Below are 20,310 nucleotides of genomic sequence, written 5' to 3' on the forward strand. Positions count from 1 at the left end.
GCCGGGGGCGACGGCGGTCGACGACGTGTTCACTGATCTGTCCCCAGGTTGTTGTCGATCAACGCGAACATCTGCTCGTCACTGGCCTCTCCGAGGTCCACCGTGTCGATGGTGTCGGCGTCGTGCGTGTTGTACTTGGCGAGGAGGGCCTGCAGTCGCAGCAGGACCCTCTCCCGCGTCTCTTCGTCGTCCGGTGCGGCGGCGAGGCCGGATTCCAGCGCCGCGAGGCTCTGGAGCACCGGGGGCTCGCCCGCCGGACCGTCGACCGCCAGCTGTGCGTACAGGTGGTTGGTCAGCTCGGTCGCCGTCGGACAGTCGAAGATCAGAGTGGTCGGGAGCCGCAGTCCGGTGGCGGAGGCCAGCCGGTTGCGTATCTCGATGGCGGTCAGGGAGCTGAAACCCAGCTCGCTGAAGCCCCGTTCGGGGTCGACGGCGTCGGCGCTCGCATGTCCGAGCACGCCCGCCACCTGGCCACGGACGAGTTCCAGGAGCGTCCGGCGCCGTTCGGCCTCGGACAGCCCGGTCAGCTTCTGACGCAGGACGAACGCGTCCTCGCCGTCCGACGCCCGGCGCACCGGGACCGGCACCAGGCCGCGCAGCACGGCCGGCACGGGGTGGGTGGCCGCGCCGGCCCGCAGCGCGGGCAGGTCGAAGCGGGCCGCGACGAGGTGCGCGGGAGCGGCACCGCCCGCGCCGTGGGCGGCATCGAGCAGGGCCATGCCCTCCTCCGCCGACAGGGCGGTACCGCCGCCGGCCGCCTTGGCCAGGTCCGCGGCATCCAGGTGCTTGGTCATGCCGCTGGCCGGCGCCCACAGGCCCCAGCCGATCGACACGGCGGGCAGTCCCTCGGCGCGCCGGTAGGCGGCGAGGGCGTCCAGGAAGGCGTTGGCCGCGGCGTAGTTGCCCTGTCCCGGGGAGCCCATGATGGCGGCCGCCGAGGAGAACAGGACGAACATGTCGAGGTCGTTGTCGCGGGTCAGCTCGTGCAGGTTGACGGCGGCGTCGGCCTTGGGCCGCAGCACCGTGTTGACCTGTGTGGCCGTCAGGGTGCCGATGACGCCGTCGTCGAGGACTCCCGCGGCATGCACGACGCCGGTGACCGGGTGCGCCGCGAGGACCGCGGCGAGCTCGTCGCGGTCGGCGGCGTCACAGGTGACGACCTCCGCACGGGCTCCCAGTTCGGCCAGTTCCGAGACGAGTTCGGCCGCTCCGTCCGCCTTCGCGCCGCTCCGGCTGAGCAGCAGCAGCTCGCGCACCCCGTGCTGGGCGGCCAGGTGGCGGGCGACGATCGCGCCCAGGACGCCGGTGCCGCCGGTGATCAGGACGCGTGCGGCGCCGCGGGAGGCCGGCCCGGCGGGTGCGGTCGTGGCGCGGGTGAGGCGCGGGACGAGCGCCTTCCCGGCGCGCAGCGCAAGTTGGGGTTCGTCGGCGTCCACGAGTTGCGGCAGCCGGAGCAGGGACGCCTTGGCGTCTTCGCCGTCAAGGTCGCCGTCAAGGTCCACGAGCACGATCCGGCCCGGGTTCTCGCTCTGCGCCGAGCGCACCAGGCCCCGTGCGGCGGCGGCTGCGACGTCGGTGAGGTCCTCGGTGGCGTCGGCGGCCACGGCGCCTCGGGTGGCGACCACCAGGGTGGCCTGCGCGAGGCGGGGGTCGCCGAGGAACTCCTGGAGGAGGGCGAGAGCGCCCGTGGTGGCGGTACGGGCAGCGGCGGCGAGGCCGCCGCTCGTCCCGGGCACCGACCACACGACGACGTCCGGCGCGGGGCGGCCGGCGTCGACGGCTTCGGCGAGGGCGGCGAGGTCCGGGTGCCAGTCGAGCAGGGTGGCCTGGTCGGCCAGCCGTTCGGCGAGCCCCGCCTCGTCGTCCCCGACGACCGCCCAGGTCTGCGGGTCCACGGTGGCCGAGGGCATCTTGTGCTCGGTCCAGGCCAGTTGGAACAGGCAGTCCCGGGCAGTGTCCCCGACCGTGCGCAGCTCCGCGGCGGTCACGCTCCTGGTCGCCAGCGCCTCGGCGGCCAGTACGGGGCGGCCGGCGGTGTCGGCCACCCGGAGGGTGACCGTGTCGGCCCTGTCGGCGGTGAGCCGCACCCGCAGGCCGAGCGCCCCGGTGGCGTACAGGCTGACGCCGGTCCAGGAGAACGGCAGCCGGATGCGGCCGGTGTCGGGCAGCAGCCCGGCGGCGCCGATCGCGTGCAGGGTGGCGTCGAGCAGGGCGGGGTGGACGGCGAACCGTCCCGCGCTTCCCTGCAGTTGTTCGTCGAGGACGACCTCGGCGAACACCTCGTCGCCGCGCCGCCAGGCGGCGCGCAGCCCGCGGAAGGCGGGACCGTAGCCGTAGCCGGCGGCGGCCGCGCCGTCGTACCAGCCGTCCACGGGGACGGGCTCGGCACCCGTCGGAGGCCACACCGCGAGGTCGAACGCCTCGCAGGGAACCTCGTCGCCGAGAGTGCCCGTCGCGTGCGTGGTCCACGGCGTGGCCGGCTCGGCGGTCTCCGGCCGCGCGTACACGTTGAACGCGCATGTGCCGTCGTCGCCCGGGGCGCTCACCGCGACCTGAAGGTGCAGTCCCTCCTGCGGCGGTACGACGAGGGGCGCCTGAAGCACCAGTTCCTCCAGGCGGGGGCGACCCGCAGCCTCCCCGGCCCGCAGCGCCACCTCCACCAGGGCGGTACCGGGCAGCAGGACGGTGCCGAGGACGGCGTGGTCGGCCAGCCACGGCTGCCCGGCCAAGGAGAGCCGGCCGGTGTACAGGACGCTGCCGTCCCCGGCCACGGACACGGCGGCGGCCAGCAGCGGGTGGTCGGCGGCACCGAGGCCGGCGGCACCGACCGCGCCCACCTGCGGGGCACTCTCGGGCCAGTACCGGGCACGTTGGAACGCGTACGTGGGCAGTTCGACGCGGCGTCCGCCGCGCCCCTGCAGGACCGTGTCCCAGCGGACGTCGACCCCGTGGACGTACGCCTCCGCCAGGGCCCGGAGCCAGCGCTCCGAGCCGCCCTCCCCGCGCCGCAGGCTGGAGAGGACGGCGGCGCGGGCGCCCGCATCCTCGACCGTCTCCGCGACGGCGCCCGCCATGACCGGGTGCGGGCTCATCTCGATGAACAGGGACCGCCCCTCAGCCAGCAACTGGCGGACGGTCTCCTCGAACAGGACCTCCTCGCGCATGTTGTCGTACCAGTACGCGGCGTCCAGGGACACGGCCGCGGCGTCGTCCCCGCGGTGTCCGCGCACCGTCGAGTGGAAGGGGACCCGGGGCTCCAGCGGGGCGACCGGCGCGAGCAGTTCCAGCAGTCCCTCCTTCATGACCTCCGCCTGCGGCGAGTGCGACGCGAAGGCGGCCGGGATCTCGCGGGCCCGGATCCGGCGCTCCTTGCAGCGCTCCAGCAGGCCCTGAAGTGCTGCGGTGGCGCCGGAAACGATGGTGGTCAGGGGGCTGTTGACGCCACCCACGGCCAGTTCGTCGCCCCATGGCCCGATCAGCGCCGCCGATTCCGCGCGCGGCAGTGCGACGGCGACCATGCCGCCGCGGCCGGCGAGGATCTCGACGGCGAGGGCGCTGCGCAGCGCGACGACGCGAGCGCCGTCCTCGATGCTCAGCGCGCCCGACACCACGGCGGCGGCGATTTCGCCCTGTGAATTGCCCACCACCGCGGCGGGCACCACACCGGCCGAGCCCCACAGTTCGGCGATCGACACCATGACGGCCCACAGCACGGGCTGGAGGACGTCGACCCGGTCGAGCCAGGCCCGGCCCTGCTCGCCGTCGGCGTGCAGCACCTCGGTCAGCGACCAGTCCACGAACGGGGCCAGCGCCTGCTCGCACTCCGTGATCCGCTTCCGGAACACCGCTGAGGAGTCGAGGAGTTCGGCTGCCATGCCGACCCACTGGGAGCCTTGGCCGGGGAAGACGAACACCACGCCGTCGCGACCCGCGTCGCCGGTGCGGCGCACGGCGCCGGGGGTATCGACGCCCGCGACGAGGGCGGCCAGGCCGGTGGTCAGCTCGTCGGTGCCTCGGGCGAGGACCACGGAGCGGTGCTCCAGCGAGGCGCGCGTCTCGACGAGCGACCTGGCCACGTCGGCCGGTACGGGCTCGGTTTCCTTGACCGCGGTGAGCAGCCGGGCCGCCTGCTCGCGCAGAGCGTCCTCGCTCTTCGCGGAGAGCACGAAGGGCAGGGTGCCGGTCTGCTCGGGGGCGGTCTCGGGCTGCGGAGCGGGGAGCTGCTCGGGCTCCTCCAGGATGACGTGCGCGTTCGTACCGCTCACGCCGAACGAGGAGACACCTGCGCGGCGCGGCCTGCGGGTATCGGGCCACGGCCGGGCCTCGGTCAGCAGTTCCACCTCACCGGCGGACCAGTCGACCTCGCCGGTCGGCTCCGTCACGTGCAGCGTCCTGGGCAGTATCCCGTGGCGCATGGCCATGACCATCTTGATCACGCCGCCGGCGCCGGCCGCGGCCTGCATGTGGCCGACGTTCGACTTGAGGGAGCCCAGGAACAGCGGCTGCCCCTCGGGGCGATCCTGGCCGTACGTGGCGAGAACCGCCTGCGCCTCGATCGGGTCGCCGAGGCGGGTGCCGGTGGCGTGTGCCTCGACGGCGTCCACGTCGGAGGCGCGCAGCCCGGCGTTGGCGAGGGCCTGGTGGATGACCCGCTCCTGCGAAGGGCCGTTGGGGGCGGTGAGTCCGTTGGACGCGCCGTCCTGGTTGACCGCGGAGCCACGGACGACCGCGAGGACGGGGTGGCCCTTGCGGCGGGCGTCGGAGAGCCGCTCCACGAGGAACACGCCGATGCCCTCAGCCCAGCTGGTGCCGTCCGCGGTGGCGGAGAACGACTTGGCGCGGCCGTCGGGGGCCAGGCCCTGCTGCTGGCTGAAGTCGACGAACACGGCGGGGGTGGACAGGACGGTGACGCCACCGGCGAGCGCCATGTCGCACTCGCCGTTGTGGATGGCCTGAGCGGCCAGGTGCAGGGCGACCAGGGAGGAGGAGCAGGCGGTGTCGACGGTCACCGACGGGCCTTCGAGCCCGAAGGTGTAGGAGACGCGGCCCGACAGGACGCTGCCGGAGGTACCGGTGGTGAGGAACGCCTCGGTGCCCTCGGGGAGGGTCGCCATGGTTCCGGCGTAGTCGTGGTACATCAGGCCGGCGAAGACACCGGTGCGGCTGCCGTGCAGCGAGTTCGGGTCGATCCCGGCCCGCTCGAACGCCTCCCAGCTGGCCTCCAGCATGAGCCGCTGCTGTGGGTCCATGGCGAGGGCCTCGCGCGGCGAGATGCCGAAGGGCGCCGGGTCGAAGGTGTCCGCGTCATGGACGAAGCCGCCCTCGCGGACGTACATCTTGCCGCTCTTGCCGGGCTCCGGGTCGTAGAGCGCGTCGACCGGCCAGCCCCGGTTGCCGGGCAGCGGGCCGATCGCGTCGGTGCCCTCCGCGACGAGCCGCCACAGGTCTTCCGGGCTCTCCACGCCGCCGGGGAAGCGACAGCTCATCGCGACGATCGCGAGGCGGTCGTCCTCTGTGTCCGGGGTGCGGGCGGCACGCTGGGCGGCGGCCCCCGCCGGTGCGCCGGTGACTCCCAGCAACCGCGGCCGCAGGTGGGCGGCGAGCGCGGCTGAACTGGGGTGGTCGAAGACCAGGGTGGACGGCAGGCGCAGGCCGGTCAGGGAGGTGAGGCGGTTGCGCAGTTCGACGGCGGTCAGCGAGTCGAAGCCGAGCTCCGCGAAGGGACGCCGGGGGGCGATCAGCGCGGCCGAGGAATGACCGAGGACGACCGCGGCGGCGCCGCGCACCAGCTCGGTCAGTTCCCGCAGCTGGTCTGCTTCGTCCAACTGGGCGAGGCGGCCGGAGAGTTCGGAGCGTCCGGCGGGCGGTGCGCCCGCGGCTGCCGCTCGGGCGGTGCGGCGGGCACGGGGGCGGGAGTCGTCCCGCAGCAGCGGGTGCGGGGCGTCGGCCGCCGGCCGGAACACGGCGTGGTCGAGACGCAGCGCCACCAGGTGGGGGTGCTCGGAGGAGAGGGCCGCGTCGAGGAGGGCGAGGCCCTCCTCAGTGCCGAGGGCCTCGCCGGCCCGGGTGATGCGCGCCCGGTCGGCGGCGGCGAGGTGCCCGGTGATGCCGCTGGCCTCGGCCCACAGACCCCAGCCGACGGAGGTGGCGGGCAGGCCGTGCGTGACACGGTGCTGGGCGAGGCCGTCGAGGAAGGCATTGGCGGCGGCGTAGTTGCCCTGCCCAGGGGTGCCGAAGGTGGCAGATGCCGAGGAGAACAGGACGAACAGGGCGAGATCACTGCCCTGGGTCAACTCGTGCAGGTTGACCGCCGCCGCGACCTTCGGGGCGAGTACGACGTCGAGCTGTTCGGGCGTCAGCGAGGTGATGGTGGCGTCGGCCACCAGGCCCGCCGCGTGCACCACACCGGTGAGCGGGCGGTCCGCCACGATGCGGGTGAGGACGGCGGTGAGCGCGTCGCGGTCCGCAGTGTCACACGCGACGACGTCGGCCTCCGCGCCCGCTTCGGCGAGTTCCGCGACCAGTTCGGCGGCTCCCGGCGCCGCGGCACCGCGCCTGCTGAGCAGGGTCAGGTGCCGTACGCCGTGCTCGGCGACCAGGTGCCGGGCGACGTGTCCGCCGAGGACGCCGGTGCCGCCTGTGATGAGGACGGTTCCGGAGGGATCGAGGACAGGGGCCCTGTCCGCCCGCCCGCCTGTGGCGCGGGTGAGTCTCGGGGCGAGGAAATCTCCTTCACGGAAGGCGAGTTGGGGTTCGCCCAGAGCCAGTGCGGCGGTCTCCCAACCGTCGGGTTCCGCACCGTCGTCCAAGTCCACCAGGACGAACTGGTCCGGGTGCTCCGACTGGGCCGCCCGTACGAGGCCCCAGACCGCGGCGGCAGCGGGGTCGACGCGAACGCCTCCCGCGGGAACGGCACGGCGGGTGCGCACCACCAGCCTGGCGCCGCCGGTGTCGTCGCTCAGCCAGGCGCACAGCACGGCCAGCGTCTCGTCGAGGACCGCGCGGGTCCGGCCTGCCATGCCGCCGACGGACTCGGCCGACTCCTCGGGGTCAAGGGGCAGGGTGACGTACTCCCCCGCCTCCTCTTGGGCTTCCCCGCTGAGCCGGACGGGCGTCCACATCACCTGGAACAGGCTGTCGCGCGGTGCGGTGGCGGGCAGCTGCCCGGCCGTCGTCGGGCGCAGGACCAGTGAGTCGACGGTGGCGACGGGGACGCCCGTGCCGTCGGCGAGGGTCAGGGTGAGCGTGTCCGGGCCGGCCGGCGCCAGGCGCACCCGCAGGGACGACGCGCCCAGCGCGTGCAGCGTGACGCCGGTCCAGGAGAACGGCAGCCGGACACCGTCCGACTCCGGCAGCATCCCGGCGACGCCCGCGGCGTGCAGGGCCGCGTCGAACAGGGCCGGGTGCAGGCCGAATCCGGCGGCCTCGGCGCGGTCGTGCCCGGCTACCTCGACCTCGGCGTACACCGCGTCGTCGGTGCACCAGGCGGCGCGCAAGCCGCGGAAGGCGGGCCCGTAGGCGAGTCCGGCCGCGGCCGCGCCCTCGTACCAGCCGTCGACGGACAACGGCCGGGCGCCGGCCGGGGGCCACTGGACGAGGCCGTCGGCCGCGGGGGCGTCGTCCGGCGAGACGGTGCCCTCGGCGTGCCAGGTCCACTCGTCGCTGCCGTCGGGGCGTGCGTACACGCCGACCGTGCGGCGGCCGTCCTCGGCCGGGGCGCCCACGCGCAGTTGAAGCTGCACGCCGCCCTCCGCGGGTAGGACGAGCGGGGCGCGCAGGGCCAGTTCGTCGAGACGGGGGCAGTCGGCCTGCTCACCGGCGCACAGCGCCAGCTCGACGAGCGCGGTGCCGGGGACGAGCGTGGAGCCCAGGACTACGTGGTCGGCGAGCCAGGAGTGCGTGGCGGTGGAGAGGCGGCCGGTCAGCACGGCTCCGTCGCCGTCGGCCAGTGAGACCATGGCGCCGAGCAGGGGGTGCCCGGCGCTGCCGAGGCCCGCGGCGGCGAGGTTCTTGACCGCGGCGGGCGCGGGCCAGTACCGCTCCCGCTGGAAGGGGTACGTGGGCAGCTCGACCGGGGTGCCACCCCAGCCTTCGAAGAGCGTGGCCCAGTCGGGTTCGCCGCCTGCGGTGTGCAGGGTGGCGACGGCTCGCAGCAGCTGCCCGGCCTCCTCGCGCCCGGCGCGGGAGCAGGCGGCGAGGCAGGCGGGTTCGGAACCCTCGGGGAGGCAGCTCTCGGCCATGGCGGTGAGAACGCCGTCGGGGCCGATCTCCAGGAAACGGGTGACGCCCTGAGCGTGCAGGGTGGTGATCCCATCGGCGAAGCGGACCGCCTCGCGGACATGGCGCACCCAGTAGCCGGGGGTCCGGATCTCCTGCGGGTCGGCGAGCTCGCCGGTGACGTCGGAGACGATCGGCAGCTGCGGGGCCGCGAAGCTCAGTTTCCCCGCCACGGATGCGAACGCGTCGAGCATCGCGTCCATGTGCGGCGAGTGGAAGGCATGCGAGACGGCCAGCCGCTTGACCCGGCGGCCCTCGGCGCGCCAGGCATTCTCCATCTCCGCAACGGCATCCGCGTCACCAGAGATCACCACCGAGGTCGGCCCGTTGACCGCCGCAATGCCGATCCGGTTCCCGTACGGGGCGAGGGCGCCGGCAACCTCGGTCTCGTCCCCCTCCACCGCGAGCATCGCCCCACCCGACGGCAACGCCTGCATCAGCCGGCCACGCGCCGCGACCAACGTGCACGCATCGTCAAGCGACAGCACCCCGGCAACGTGCGCGGCCGCCAGCTCACCGATCGAATGCCCGAGCAGGAAGTCCGGGCGCACGCCCCACGACTCCAGCAGCCGGAACAGCGCAACCTCCAGCGCGAACAGCCCCGCCTGCGTGTAGGCGGTCTGGTCGAGGAGCTCCCCTCCGCCGAAGAGGACGTCGCGCAGCGGGCGATCCAGTTGAGTGTCCAGCCGCTCCACCACCGCGTCCAACGACTCCGCGAACACCGGGAACGCCGCATACAGCTCCCGGCCCATCCCGGCACGCTGCGCCCCCTGCCCGGAGAACAGGAACGCCGTCAGTCCCGGCGTCACCGTGGCCCGGACGACCTCGGCGGCCGTCTGGCCCTCGCGCAGTGCGTCCAGGCCGGCCAGGAAGCCATCGTGGTCGGCGGCGAGGACCACCGCGCGATGCTCGAAGGACCCCCGGGTCGTCGCCAGCGAACGGCCGAGGCCGGCCATGTCGGCGGTCCCGTCCGCACGGACGCGCTCCGCCAGTCGCTCCGCCTGCGCCCGCAGCGCCTCGCCCGTCCGGGCGGAGACCGGCAGCGGCACGACCGGCGGCAGCAGCCGCGTGCGTACCGGCGTCTGCTGCTCCGTCTGCGGCACCTCCTCCACGATGAGGTGGGCGTTCGTGCCGCTGATGCCGAACGAGGACACCCCGATGCGGCGCGGCTGCCCGGTCTCCGGCAGGGGCCTGGCCTCAGTGAGGAGTTCCACCGCGCCGGACCCCCAGTCGACGTGCGGGGACGGCTCGTCGACGTGCAGGGTGCGCGGGAGGGTCGCGTGGCGCAGCGAGAGGACGGCCTTGATGACTCCGGCGACTCCGGCGGCGGCCTGGGTGTGGCCGATGTTGGACTTCAGGGAGCCGAGCCACAGAGGGCGGTCGGCCGGGCGGTCCTGGCCGTACGTGGCGAGCAGCGCTTGGGCCTCGATCGGGTCACCGAGGGTGGTGCCAGTGCCATGCGCCTCGACGGCGTCGACCTGCTCCGGCGAGAGTTGGGCGTTGTGCAGCGCCTGGCGGATGACCCGCTCCTGGGAGGGGCCGTTGGGGGCGGTCAGGCCGTTGGAGCCGCCGTCCTGGTTGACGGCGGAGCCGCGGATCAGGGCGAGGACGGGGTAGCCGTGGCGCTCGGCGTGGGAACGGGTGGTCACCAGGACCATCGCCGCGCCCTCGGCCATGCCCATGCCGTCGGCGGCGGCCGAGAACGCCTTGCAGCGGCCGTCGGAGGCGAGGCCCCGCTGGCGGTCGAACTCGTAGAAGCCGATGGGGTGCGGCATCACGGTGACACCGCCGACCAGCGCCATGGTGCAGTCGCCGTTGCACAGTGCCTGGCCGGCCATGTGCAGGGCGGTCAGCGAGGACGAACAGGCGCTGTCGACGGTGACGGCGGGGCCTTCGAGGCCGAGGGTGTAGGCGATGCGGCCCGAGACCACGGAGGTGGCGCCGCCGGTCAGAAGGTAGCCCTCCGTACCGGGGTTGTCGCCGGCCTGCATGGCGGCGTCGTAGCCTTGGCTGTTGGCGCCGATGAAAGTGCCGGTACGACTTCCGCGCAGTGCCGTCGGATGGATCCCGGCCCGCTCGACGGCCTCCCATGCAGTCTCCAAGGCGAGCCGCTGCTGCGGGTCCATGGCGAGCGCCTCGCGCGGGTTGATCCCGAAGAAGCCGGGATCGAACTCGGCGGCGTCGTGCAGGAATCCGCCGCGCGCCGACGTATCGCCGCCCTCCGTGCGCGTACCGTCGCGGCCGTCCTCGTTGCCGGGCAGGGCGGAGCCCCAGCCCCTGTCGGTCGGGAAGGAGGTGATGGCGTCGCCGCCGTCGGTGAGCAGCTGCCACAGGTCGTCGGGGCTGAGCACGCCGCCTGGGAGGTGGCAGCTCATCGACACGATGGCGAGGGGTTCGGGCTCGGCGGACTCGGCGGCGTGCAACTGCTGCCGGGTCTTGTGGAGTTCGGCGACCACGCGGCCGAGGTAGTCCCTGAGTTTCGTCTCGTCTGCCATCACTGGACTCCCAGGTCTCGGTCCACGAATGCGAACAGTTCGTCGTTGGTGGCGGTACCGAGCCGGGCCAGGAGTTCGTCCTGTGCCCCCGGCCCGTCCCCGGCGGCTTCCTTGCGCTGATTGGCCAGCAGCGTTTCCAGCCGCATGACGATGCGCACCTTGGCGATGTCGTCGGCCGGCAGCGTGGTGAGCGCCGCTTCCAGCCGGTCCAGTTCGGCCGGGGTGGGCAGCTGCTCGCCGGGGGCCTCCGGGAGGAGTCCGGCCAGCAGGTGGCGTACCAGCGCGGCGGGGGTGGGCTGGTCGAAGACCAGCGTGGCGGGCAGTTTCAGGCCGGTGGCCCGAGAGAGCCGGTTGCGGAGCTCGACCGCGGTCAGCGAGTCGAAGCCGAAGCCGCGGAACGGCTGGTCGACCGTGATCGCCTCGCGGTCGCCGTGGCCGAGGACCAGAGCGGCGTGGTCGCGGACCAGGTCGAGCAGGGCGCGTTCACGCTCGGGCTCGGACAGGCCGGCGAGCCTCTGCCGGAACTCGACCGCCGCGCCGTCCTGCAGCGCGTCGGCGGATCCCGGGGGCACCATGTCGGTGAGGACGCGGCGGGCCTCGGGCAGGCCGGTGATGAGCGGGCTCGGGCGCATCGAGGTGAAGGCCGGGACGAACTGCTCCCAGTCGACCTCGGCGGCGGCCACGAACGTGTCGTCGTGGTCGAGCGCCTGCTGGAGGGCCAGCATCGCCGGCTGCGGGGTGATGAGCGGAACACCGCGGCGCAGCATCGGCTCGACCTCGGCTGCGGGGACCATGCCGCCGCCGTCCCAGGGGCCCCAGGCCACGGAGAGGGCGGGGACGCCGCCGGCCCTGCGGTGCCGGGCGAGGGCGTCGAGGTAGGCGTTGCCCGCCGCGTAGGCGCCGTGGCGGCCGACTCCCCAGACTCCGGAGATGGAGGAGAAGTGGACGACCGCGTCCAGTCGGCCGGGGTCCAGGAGCTCGTCCAGGTGCCGGGCGCCGGCCACCTTGGCGGCGGTGGCGTGCGCCAGCTCGGCGACACTGGTGTCCTCAAGGCGGGTGAGCACTCCGGTGCCCGCGGTGTGCAGGACCGTGCGGACGGTGATGCCGTTCTCGTCGAGCCGGGCGAGCATGGCTGCCACCGCTTCCCGGTCGGTCAGGTCGCAGGAGAGGACCGTCACCCGGGTGCCGGCGCCGGTGAGCTCGGCCACCAGCTCGGCTGCTCCGGGGGCAAGTTCGCCGCGCCTGCTGACCAGGACGAGGTGTGTGGCGCCGTTCGAAGCCAGCCAGCGGGCGACGTGGCCGCCGATGGCTCCGGTCCCGCCGGTGATGAGGACGGTACCCTCGGGCCGCCAGGTGCGGACGGGCTCGGTGCCCTCGGCCGAGGCCCGTACGAGCCGGCGGGCGAACAGCCCCGAGCGCCGGACCGCGATCTGGTCCTCGGCGTCGGAGCGGGACAGCACCCCGGTGAGAGCGGCCGCCGCCGTGGCGTCGGGGGTGGCGGGCAGGTCGATCAGGCCGCCCCACTGGCGGGGGTGTTCGAGGGCGGCGACCCTGCCGAGGCCCCAGGTCTGTGCCTGGAGCGGTTCGGCGAGCGGGTCGGTGTCCGCTACGGACACCGCGCCGGTGGTGACGGACCACAGCGGGGCCTCGAAGCCGGTCTCCACCACAGCCTGAAGCAGGGTCAGCGTTCCTGCCAGCCCGGCCGCCAGGGTGGGGTGTCCGGGGTGCGGGCTCTCGTCCACAGGGAGCAGCGAGAGGATGCCGGTGACCGGCGCACCGGCGTCCCGGAGCTCCCACAGCCGGGCCGTGAAGAACGCAGCGTCGGCGTCGGGTTCGGCAAGCAGGAGTTCGGGCTCAGCCAGGTGGTCCCGCAGGGCGGCGACGGTGTGCAGGACGAGGTCCGCCTCCGCGTGCGCCGCGGCCGCGACGACGATCCAGCGTCCCGAAAGGACCGGTGAGGCGGTCTGTTCGATCGCCGTCCAGTGCTCGCGGTAGCGCCAGCCGTCGACGGCCGCCTTGGCGCTCACGCCCCGGTGCCACTCGGCGAGGGCGGGCAGCGCCCGGGTGAGGGAGTCCAGCTGGGCGTCGTCGGCGTGCGCCGCCAACGTCCGGGCGAGTGCCTCGGCGTCCTGCCGGTCCACCGCCTTCCAGAACCGGTCCTGGTCGGCCGGTACGGGTGCAGCCGTGTCCGCTGCGGGCACGAGGGCCTCGTCCTGGCGTGCCCAGTAGCGGGTGCGCTGGAAGGGGTACGTGGGCAGGGCGACGGTCCGGGCACCGGTGCCGTCGAACATGCCCTCCCACTCGACCCGTGCCCCCCGCACGTACGCCTCGGCCAGGCTGGTCAGCAGTCGCCGGCGGCCCGCGTCGTCACGGCGCACGGAGCCGATCGCCTGGGCGCCGGAGAGGGCGCTGCCGACCGAGTCGATGGTCTCCTCGATCGCCGCGATGAGCACGGGGTGCGGGCTGACCTCAATGAACAGGCGGTGGCCGTCGCGTAGCAGGGCGCGGGTGGCGTCCTCGAAGCGAACGGTCCGGCGCAGGTTGGTGAACCAGTAGGCGCCGTCCATGGTGGTGGTGTCGATCGGCTCGCCGGTGACTGTGGAGTAGCAGGGCACCTCGCCCGCGTGGGCGGTGATGCCCGCCAGATCCTCGGCGAGTCGGGCCTGCAGGGCATCTACCTGAGCCGAGTGGGAGGCGTAGTCGACGGGGATGAGCTTGGCGCGCACCCCGTCGGCGGTCAGGCGGGCGAGGAGGGCGTCGAGAGCGGCGGCGGTGCCGGAGATCACGACCGACTCGGGGCCGTTGACGGCGGCGACCGACAAGTGCGCGGCGTCCTCGGTGACGTACCGCTCGGCACGGGCGAGCGGCAGGGACACCGACATCATCCCGCCGTGCCCGGCGAGTGTGGCGATGGCCCGGCTTCGCAGGGCGACGACCTTCGCGCCGTCCGCGAGGGACAGTGCGCCGGTGACGACGGCCGCGGCGATCTCGCCCTGGGAGTGGCCGACGACGGCGTCCGGCTCGATGCCGTACGAGCGCCAAACGGCGGTGAGGGAGACCATGACGGCGAACAGCAGCGGCTGGACGACGTCGACGCGGTCGAGTCCGGGCGCGCCGCGCTTCCCCCGCAGGACGTCGAGCGGGTTGAAGTCGACGTGGGCGGCCAGGACGTGGGAGCACATCGCGAACTGCTGGCGGAACACCGCGGAGGAGTCGAGGAGTTCCAGGGCCATGCCGGCCCACTGTGAGCCCTGGCCGGGGAAGACGAACACGACCTTGCCGGCGCTGCCCCCGCCGGTGACGACGTTCGGTGCGGGCCGGCCCTGTGCCAGGTCCTCCAGTGCGTGCAGCAGCGTATCCCGGTCGGTGTCGAGGAGCACCGCCCGGTGGTCGAGCCTGGAGCGTAGGGTGACCAGCGAGTGGCCGATGTCCGTGGGTTCGGCGTCCGGGTGGGCGAGGACGTGTCGGTGCAGCTCCAGCGCCTGGGCGCGCAGGGCCTGTTCGGACCGGGCGGACAGGACCCACGGCACCAGGGCCGGGGTGGTCCTGGTGGTGGCCGGACCCTTCTCGAGCTCGGGGGCCTGTTCCAGGATGGTGTGGGCGTTGGTGCCGCTCATGCCGAACGAGGACACCGCGGCCCGGCGGGCGCGGCCGGTCTCGGGCCAAGCACGCTGCTCGGTCAGCAGCTCGACGGCGCCGGACGACCAGTCGGCGTGCGGCGACGGCGCGTCGACGTGCAGCGTCCGGGGCAGGACGCCGTGCCGCATGGCCTGCACCATCTTGATGACGCCCGCGACACCCGAAGCGGCCTGGGTGTGGCCGATGTTGGACTTGAGCGAGCCGAGCCACAGCGGCCGGTCGGCGTCGCGGTCCCGGCCGTACACCGACAGCAGGGCGCGGGCCTCGATCGGGTCACCGAGGGTGGTGCCGGTGCCGTGGCCGTCGACGGCGTCGACGTCAGCAGGAGCGAGGCCGGCGGCGGCGAGCGCCTGCCGGATCACCCGCTCCTGCGAGGGGCCGTTGGGGGCGGTCAGGCCCTGCGACGCGCCGTCCTGGTTGATGGCGGAGCCGCGGATGACGGCGAGGACCTCGTGGCCGTTGCGGCGGGCGTCGGAGAGGCGCTCGACGAGGAGCACGGCGGCGCCCTCGCCCCAGCTGGTGCCGTCGGCGGCAGCGGCGAAGGACTTACAACGGCCGTCGGAGGCAAGGCCGTTCTGCTGATTGAAGTCCGCGAAGACAGCCGGTGAGGGGATCACCGTGACGCCGCCCGCGATCGCCATGGAGCACTCCCCCGCCCGGATCGCCTGGACGGCCATGTGCAGGGCGACCAGGGAGGAGGAACAGGCGGTGTCGACGGTGACGGCGGGGCCTTCGAGGCCGAGCGCGTAGGAGACGCGGCCGGAGATGACGCTGTTGGCGCTGCCGGTGAGGGCGTGGCCCAGCGATTCGGCGGGGAGCTCGACGCCGCCGGCATAGGCGGAGTTGGAGGCGCCGACGAAGACGCCGATCTGGCTGCCGCGCACGGAGTCCGGCGGGGTGCCGTTGCGCTCCAGGACCTCCCAGCAGGCTTCGAGGATCACCCGCTGCTGCGGGTCCATGGCGAGGGCCTCGCGCGGGGAGATCCCGAAGAAGGCGGCGTCGAAGCCGGTGGCGTCGTAGACGAAGCCGCCCTCGCGAGCGTAGCCGACGCCGGCGCCGTCCAGGTCCCAGCCGCGGTCGGTGGGGAAGGCGGAGATGGCGTCGGTGCCGGATGCGACCAGGTCCCAGAGCGCCTCGGGGGAGACGGCGCCGCCGGGCAGCCGGCAGCTCATGGCGACGATCGCGACGGGATCGTCGGAGACGGCCGCCGTGGCCGGCGCGGCTCGTTCGGTCGGTACGTCGACGAGTTGGCCCAGCAGGTGGCGGCTGAGCGCCTCGCAGGTCGGGTAGTCGAAGACGAGCCCGGCGTGCAGCGGCAGGCCGGTGGCGGACGCGAGCCGTTCCTTGACCTCGACTGCCGTGAGCGAGTCGATGCCGAGGTCCTTCAGGGGGCGGTCGGGTGCGATGGCGTCAGTGGAGCGGTAGCCGAGCACGGCCGCCGCCTCGGACCGTACGAGGTCGAGGAGGACGCCCGCGCGCCGGGCCTGGGGCAGTGCGGTCAGCTGCTCCGCCCACGCGGCCGCGACGGTGTTCCGGCCGCCGCTGCCCGCGTCGTCCGCGGGGTGGAGAACTTCGGCCGCCTCGGGTACTCCGTGGAGCAGAGGGGCCGGCCGGGAGGTGCTGAACACGGGTGCGAAGCGGGCCCAGTTGACATGGGCGACGGTGAGGCACGTCTCGCGTGCGTCGAGGGCCTGGGCGAGGGCGGAGATGCCCAGCTCGGGGTCCATCGGGGCGAGGCCGAAGCGGGAGAGGTGTTCCTGGAGTTCGCTGTCGGCGGCCATGCCGCCACCGCCCCACGGGCCCCAGGCGACGGCCGTGGCCGGACGCCCCTGGGCCTTACGGCGCTCCGCGAGGGCGTCGAGGTGGGCGTTGGCGGCGGAGTACCCGGCGGCGCGGCCGTCGCCCCAGATCCCGGCGATGGAGGAGAACATCACGAACGCGTCGAGCGGGGCGTCGGCCAGGAGGGTGTCGAGGTTCTCGGCGCCGTCGACCTTGGCGCGGACGACGTCACCGAGTTCGGCCACGCTGATCTCGGACGGTGCGCCGGACTCCGCGATGCCGGCCGCGTGGAACACGGCCGTCACCGGGTGCTCGTCGAGGAGCGCGGCGAGCGCGGCCCGGTCGGCCACGTCGCAGGCGACGACGGTCGCCTCGGCCCCCGACGCGCGGAGCTCCGCGACCAGTTCGGCGGCGCCGGGGGTGTCCGGGCCGCGACGGCCGGTGAGCACGAGGCTCCGGGCACCGCGAGTGACGAGCCAGCGGGCGACGCGGCCGCCGAGGGCGCCGGTGCCGCCCGTGATCAGGACGGTTCCGGTGGGCTGCCAGGCGGGGGCGGCGGTGCCGGTCCGGGGTGCGCGTACCAGGCGGCGGCCGAAGACGCCCGTGGCCCGCACCGCGACCTGATCCTCGTCATGCCCCCCGGTCAGTACGGAGGCCAGAGCGGCGGCGACGCGGTCGTCCAGCTGCTCGGGCAGGTCGACGAGCCCGCCCCAGCGGGCGGGGTACTCCAGGGCGGCGACCCGGCCGAAGCCCCACACCTGCGCCTGGGCGGGGTGCGGTGCGCGGTCGGTGCGCCCGGCTTGGACCGCCTGCTGGGTCGCGCACCACAGCGGCGCGCCGATGCCGGCGTCTCCGAGGGCCTGGACGAGCAGCAGGGTGAGCGCGAGTCCGGTGGTGACCTGCGGGTACTCGGCGTGCGGTGCCTCGGCGGTGCCGAGCAGCGACAGGACGCCGATGACGTCGCCGCTCGCGGTGGCCTGCTCCAGGAGGTCCCCAGCGAGGGTCCAGCGGTCGGTCTCGGCGGGAGCGACGGGCACCGTGACGACGTCGGCGCCGTGGGCGCGCATGCCCTGGGCGACGGCGGTGGCCTGCAGGCCATCCGTCTCGTCGGCGGGCACCACCAGGAGCCAGGTGCCGGACAGGTTCCCGGCAGGCGTCTCCACCCGCTGCCAGGTGGCCCGGTAGCGCCATGCTTCGACAGTGGCCTGGTCGGTGCTGCCCCTGCGCCAGGCGGCGAGGGCGGGCAGCACGGCATCCAGGCCCTGGTCGGCGGGCAGGTCGAGGGTCTGCGCGACGGCCGCCAGGTCCACCGCCTCCACTGCCGTCCAGAAGCTCTCCTCCGCGGAGCCCTGCACGGCAGGGGCGTACGTGCCCTCCGCCGCCGCGGCGTCGGGCAGCCAGTACGGCTCGCGCTGGAAGGCGAGGGTGGGCAGGTCGACGCGGCGACCGCCCCACGGGCCGAAGACGGCCTGCCAGTCGACGGGCCGGCCGGCCAGGTGCACGCCCGCGAGTGCCTCCAGCAGGGCGCGCGGCTCGCTGCGGCCGACGCGCAGCGACGGCACGGCGCGGAGGGTCTCCAGCGGGGCGGCCCCCTTGGCCAGTGCGGTGAGTTCGGTGCCGGGGCCCAGCTCCACGAAGGTGGTGACGCCCGCGGCGCGCAGGGCGCCGACACCGTCCGCGAAGCGGACCGCCTCGCGGACGTGCCGCACCCAGTACTCGGGGGTGCACAGTTCGGCAGGGTCGGCGAGCTCGCCCGTGACATCGGAGACGATCGGGATCCGCGGCTCGTGGAAGGTCAGCTTCCCTGCCGCGGCGGCGAACCTGCCGAGCATCGGGTCCATCAGCGGCGAGTGGAAGGCGTGCGAGACCGTCAGCCGCTTCACCTTGCGGCCCCGGCCGAGCCAGTGCTCGCGCAGCTTCGCGGCGGCGTCCTCGGTGCCGGACAGCACCACCGAGCGGGGCCCGTTGACGGCGGCGATACCGATCTGCGCCGCACGACCGGCCAGTGATTCCCGCGCCTCCGCCTCGCTCGCCTCCACGGCCAGCATCGCGCCACCGGACGGCAGCTCCTGCATCAGCCGGCCGCGGGCGGCGACCAGCGTGCAGGCGTCCTCCAGCGAGAGCACGCCCGCCACGTGGGCAGCGGCCAATTCGCCGATGGAGTGGCCGAGGAGCAGGTCCGGGGTGACGCCCCAGGACTCCCAGAGCCGGAACAGGGCGACTTCGAAGGCGAACAACGCGGGCTGGGTGTAGCCGGTCCGGTCGATCAGCTCCTCGCCGTCGCGCAGCACTTCACCGTCGAACAGGATCTCGCCGAGCGGACGGTCCAGCTGCCGGTCGAGCAGAGCGGCGACGTCGTCCAGCGCCCGGGTGAACACCGGGAAGGTCTCGTACAGTTCCCAGCCCATGCCCGCGCGCTGCGCGCCCTGGCCGGAGAAGAGGAAGGCCAGGCCGCCATCGGTCCGCTCGCCGCGCAGCGCATCCGAGCCGGTGCGGCCCGCCGCGAGGTCGCCCAGACCACGCAGGAGGGTCTCGCGGTCACCGGCGAGCACGACGGCCCGGTGCTCCAGGGCGGCGCGGGTGGTGGCCAGGGAGAGGCCGGTGTCCAGCAGTGCGGGCGCGTCGTCGGCCCGTACGAATTCCAGGAGCTTCCCGGCATGTTCGGCCAGCCCCCTCGGGGTGCGGCCGGAGACCGGGAACGGCAGCAGGTCGGGGGCGGTCCCGGTGGGGGCGCCCTGCGCGGGCTCCTGCGGCGGGGCCTGTTCCAGGATGGCGTGCACGTTAGTGCCGCTCATACCGAACGAGGACACACCGGCCCTGCGGGGCCGCCCCGTCTCGGGCCACGGCCGCTCCTCGGTGAGGAGTTCGACGGCTCCGGACGCCCAGTCGATGTGCGGGGATGCCTTTTCGGCGTGGAGGGTCCGCGGCAGTGCGCCGTGGCGCATCGCCATGACCATCTTGATGACGCCGGCCACGCCGGCGGCGGCCTGGGTGTGCCCGATGTTGGACTTGACCGAGCCCAGCCACAGCGGACGGTCCTCGTCCCGCTCCTGGCCGTACGTGGCGAGCAGCGCCTGCGCCTCGATCGGGTCGCCGAGGGTCGTGCCGGTGCCGTGCGCCTCGACGACGTCGACCTCGGCAGCCGACAGCCGCGCGTTGGCGAGTGCCTGGCGGATGACCCGCTCCTGGGACGGCCCGTTGGGGGCGGTGAGGCCGTTGGAGGCGCCGTCGGAGTTGACAGCGGTGCCTCGTATCACGGCCAGGACCTCGTGGCCGTTGCGCTGCGCGTCGGAGAGCCGCTCCAGGACCAGTACGCCGACGCCCTCGCCCCAGCCGGTGCCGTCGGCGGCGGCGGAGAACGCCTTGCAGCGGCCGTCGGAGGCGAGGCCGCCCTGCCGGCCGAACTCGCTGAACAGGCCGAGGCCGGCCATCACGCTCACGCCGCCGGCCAGTGCCATCGCGCACTCGCCGCCGCGCAGTGCCTGCGCGGCCAGGTGCAGGGCCACCAGCGAGGACGAGCAGGCGGTGTCCGTGGTGATGGCGGGGCCCTTGAGGCCGAAGGTGTAGGCCGCGCGCCCGGACAGCACGCTGCCGGCGCTGCCGGTGAGCAAGTGCCCCTCGGCCTCCTCCGGAAGGTCCGCGCCGAGCGCGTAGTTGGAGGCGCCCGCGCCGATGAAGACGCCGGTGTCACTGCCCCGGGTGGAGCGCGGGTCGATGCCGGCCCGCTCGAACGCCTCCCAGGACGCCTCCAGCACGAGCCGCTGCTGCGGGTCCATGGTCAGCGCCTCGCGGGGGCTGATCCCGAACAGCGGGGCGTCGAACCGGTCCGCGTCCGGGACGAAGCCGCCCCTGAGGCCGAGCGCGTCGCCGCGAGCGGTGTCCCAGCCGCGGCTCTCGGGCAGGCCGCCGATGGCGTCCCTGCCCTCCTTGACGAGGTCCCACAGCTCTTCCGGCGACTCCGCCCCTCCGGGGAAGCGGCAGCTCATGCCGATGATCGCGATGCTCTCCGGCACGCTCTCCTCGGCTTCGCGCAGCCGCTGCCTGGTTTCCGACAGGTCGGCCGTCACGCGCTTGAGGTATTCGAGGAGCTTCTCTTCGTTGGCCATCGGGTCCTGTCCTT

2 protein-coding genes are annotated in these 20,310 nt (G+C 74.2%); both read right to left on the minus strand.

From position 1 onward, the window contains the following. Nucleotides 1-29: 29 nt before the first annotated feature. Nucleotides 30-10,772 (minus strand): type I polyketide synthase, encoded by a 10,743-nt coding sequence (locus D9V36_RS07600; protein WP_129293086.1) that lies wholly within the window; start codon nt 10,770-10,772, stop codon nt 30-32. Beyond that, nucleotides 10,772-20,296: a type I polyketide synthase gene (locus D9V36_RS07605; RefSeq protein ID WP_129293087.1), complete on the minus strand. Its 9,525-nt coding sequence runs from the start codon at nt 20,294-20,296 to the stop codon at nt 10,772-10,774. Before D9V36_RS07605 ends, D9V36_RS07600 begins: the two co-directional genes overlap by 1 nt. Nucleotides 20,297-20,310: the final 14 nt, after the last annotated feature.

Source organism: Streptomyces lydicus, from assembly GCF_004125265.1.
In the GTDB taxonomy this organism is placed as follows: Bacteria; Actinomycetota; Actinomycetes; order Streptomycetales; family Streptomycetaceae; genus Streptomyces; species Streptomyces lydicus_C.